The 3,422-nt window shown below is 45.3% G+C and carries 4 protein-coding genes; 2 read left to right on the top strand and 2 right to left on the bottom strand.

Annotated features, from left to right (window positions below; all coding sequences use genetic code 11):
- On the bottom strand, positions 1 to 254 hold a 254-nt coding region (locus WBA23_RS17415; protein ID WP_424583562.1), incomplete at its 3' end, for an ATP-binding cassette domain-containing protein.
- Positions 255 to 311: 57 nt separating this feature from the next.
- Positions 312 to 1,058, bottom strand: coding sequence for an MlaE family ABC transporter permease (locus WBA23_RS17420; RefSeq protein ID WP_424583563.1), 747 nt, complete (start codon positions 1,056 to 1,058; stop codon positions 312 to 314).
- Between the two features lie 161 nt (positions 1,059 to 1,219).
- On the opposite strand from WBA23_RS17420, the gene WBA23_RS17425 reads away from it, so the two are divergent.
- The gene (locus WBA23_RS17425; protein ID WP_424583564.1) at positions 1,220 to 1,930 is read left to right on the top strand and encodes an SDR family oxidoreductase; all 711 of its coding nucleotides are present in this window, start codon (positions 1,220 to 1,222) and stop codon (positions 1,928 to 1,930) included.
- Between the two features lie 185 nt (positions 1,931 to 2,115).
- Positions 2,116 to 3,422, top strand: a 1,307-nt coding sequence (ispG, locus tag WBA23_RS17430) for a (E)-4-hydroxy-3-methylbut-2-enyl-diphosphate synthase (RefSeq protein WP_424583565.1), incomplete at its 3' end; no start/stop codon positions are given.

A 3,422-nucleotide genomic window follows, 5' to 3' on the forward strand; every position in this document is an offset into this window, starting at 1 on the left:
TGAAACAACATCCCAATCTCCCGACGGATTTCAGTACGCATATCCTTATCGGCGTGGGTGAAGTCGCGGTCGTTGTAGTAAACCGCTCCGGTATCCGGTCGTATTAGGCCGACAATACACTTCAATAACACGCTTTTTCCGGTACCACTAGCACCAATAATCAGGTTTGTCTGGCCCTTTTTAAAAACTCCACTTATACCATCCAGAACAGTCTTGCCACTAAATGCTTTAGAAATATCTTCGATACGGATCATAAAAAAGTAATAATTGATGATTGATGGCTCATGAAGGTTATTATTATTCATTAATCACTACCCATTACTCATTAAAGTAAGTAAAAATTGAGCTACTACATAGTCGGAGATTAATACGGCAATGCAGCTATTGGTAACGGCCGTAGTACTGGCTTGCCCTACCTCTAAAGCTCCTCCTCGGGTAAAGAATCCCTGGTACGCCGATATGGTAGAAATTAAAAATGCAAAAACAACCGATTTAACCAAAGCCATGAATACGGAGTATTGCTGAAACTCAGTTCTCAAGCCAGCTACAAACTCCTGACCAGTTACTACATTAAGTGCGGTTCCTACTAAATAGCCACCATATAGGGATAAAAATCCAGCCACAATTACCAGTAGTGGGAACATCAACATAGCTCCCAATACCTTAGGTAAAATCAGGTAAGAAGCTGAATTAATTCCCATTACTTCCAACGCATCAATTTGTTCAGAAATTCGCATGGTACCTAGTTCACCCGCAATATTAGAGCCTACTTTGCCGGCTAGCACTATTGAAGTGATGGTGGGAGCAAGTTCCAGTATCGTCATATCACGTACCACCAAACTAACCACACTGCGAGGAATAAACGCGCTCACCAAGTTTGCGGCGGTTTGAACAGTCGACACCATTCCAATAAACGTGGATACAATAGCCACTAGAGTTAACGAATTAATCCCGATTTTCACGGCTTCATCGATGGTGCGTTTCACGTAAATGTTGAACACTTCCATCCGGGTGAACAAATTACCGATAAACAATAAGTAGGAGCCGAGACTTTTCATAAAAAACATTGATGTTATAGTATTTTGATGCTGGGTGTTATAGTATTTTGGTGCCTAGTGCCAATTTTGTGATCGTCTGTACAAACACTCAGTACCATAACACTGTAAAACTACAACACTATATTGATAAAAGGTTCTACGTAACAATAGATTATACGTTCATGAAAAAATTAGTAGTTATTAGCGGAGCCAGCAAAGGCATTGGCAAAGCCCTGGCCCAACGATTTGCCGCCGAAGGATTTTCGTTAGCGGTGTGCGCCCGTACCGAGGCTGATTTGCAGAATTTACAAGCCGAACTTACTCAGAAGCATCCGGAAATTGAGGTGTTCATTCACCCCACCGATGTTTCTAAAAAAGAAGAAGTGTTGAGCTTTGCCCAAATGATTGTGAAAACCGGGCTTCCGGTAGAAGTTTTGGTAAACAACGCGGGAGTGTTTCTACCGGGGCAGATTCACCAGGAGGAAGACGGAGCACTGGAAAAGCAGATTGAAACGAACGTGTACAGTGCTTACTATCTCACCCGGGCGCTAGTTCCGCGCATGATGGATGCTAAACGAGGGCATATTTTCAATATCTGCTCAACGGCTAGTATTACGGCCTACACTAACGGAGGCTCCTACTGTATTAGTAAATTTGCTTTGTTGGGAATGAGCAAAGTACTGCGCGAAGAAATGAAACCGCACAACATTCGAGTAACCTCCATTTTGCCGGGAGCTACGCTGACCAATAGCTGGGCCGGCAGCGACTTACCCGAAGAACGGTTTATGCCCCCGGAAGATGTAGCCGAAGTAGCGTTCAATGCTTACCAGCTTTCCGACCGAACCGTAGTAGAGGAAATTTTAATGCGCCCTCAACTAGGCGATCTTGGGTAAATTTTGATTTATTTGCCATAGCAACAAATAATTGTGTTCGTGTGTTATCGTGTTCAAGTACTTATGTTCATAGTTTTGTGTTCTGCGTTTAGAGTTTTAAGTGTATAAAAGTGAACTCAGAACTCTAAACACAAAACTATAACACTATAACACTCAGCACCATAACATTATAACACTATCAAAAGATGCTTACTTCCGATATTGCTACCTTTCAACCTTACTGTCCAAGCCTAACGGAGTACGTTCGTCGGCCTACTCGAGTGGTGAAGATCGGTGATTTGCCCATGGGTGGGACCCACCCCATTCGGGTGCAATCTATGACTACCGTAGATACAATGGATACGCGAGGTTCGGTGGAGCAATGCCTGCGGATGATTGAAGCGGGTTGCGAATACATTCGTATTACCGCCCCTAGCATCAAAGAAGCGCAGAACCTGGAAAATATTCGGAAGGAGCTACGCAAGCTCGGGCACGAAACACCCCTCATTGCCGATATTCACTTTACTCCCAACGCGGCGGAATTGGCGGCTCGACTGGTAGAGAAAGTACGAATCAATCCGGGAAACTACGCTGATAAGAAGAAATTTGAGACGATTGAGTACGACGATGCCAGCTATCAAGCAGAAATTGACCGCATCCGCGAACGGTTTACTCCGCTGGTGAAGATTTGCAAAGAATACGGCACCGCCATGCGGATTGGTACCAACCACGGCTCACTCTCCGACCGAATTATGAGTCGCTACGGTGATACTCCACTGGGTATGGTAGAGTCCGCTCTGGAGTTCCTCCGCATCTGCGAAGACTTGAACTACTACGAGGTAGTACTATCCATGAAAGCTAGCAATACCCAGATAATGGTGCAAGCGTACCGATTGCTGGTACAGAAACTGGATGAAGAAGATTTGCAGCCCTACCCACTGCACCTGGGCGTAACCGAAGCCGGTGATGGCGAAGATGGACGTATTAAATCTGCCGTAGGTATTGGCACGCTACTGGAAGATGGCTTGGGCGATACCGTGCGAGTTTCCCTGACCGAAGAGCCGGAAGCGGAAGTTCCGGTAGCGTACCATTTAGTAAAACGCTACAATGATCGTGCTCCTCATCAACCTATTCCACCGGTAGAAAATATTCCGACTGACCCGTACCGCTACTCCCGCCGTCGTTCTCAAGCAGTAGGAAATATTGGGGGCGACAATGTACCGCGGGTGATTGCGGATGTGTCAGTGATTACCGAATGGAGCTACCGCGACCTGAAGCACGTTGGGCATTTTTATCTGCCGGAACTAGATAAGTGGACGATGAATGATCAGGGCTGCGACTACGTCTACACCGGGTCGAATCCTATTGATTTTATGCTGCCCAACGGACTTAAAGAAATTCAGCACTATGCAGTATGGCAGCAGCAGGATGATCAGCACAATAAATATCCCTTATTTCTATCGTTAGGGGAATACCAAAGAAACAAAACGCGCCATCAGCAATTAAATTTTTT

The sequence above is a fragment of the Tunicatimonas sp. genome, from assembly GCF_049647865.1.
Taxonomy (GTDB): Bacteria; Bacteroidota; Bacteroidia; order Cytophagales; family Cyclobacteriaceae; genus Tunicatimonas.

Excerpts from the sequence above, each read along its gene's own strand:
- WBA23_RS17420 (WP_424583563.1), bottom strand. The coding sequence starts at position 1,058 with ATGAAAAGTCTCGGCTCCTACTTATTGTTTATCGGTAATTTGTTCACC.
- WBA23_RS17425 (WP_424583564.1), top strand. The coding sequence starts at position 1,220 with ATGAAAAAATTAGTAGTTATTAGCGGAGCCAGCAAAGGCATTGGCAAA.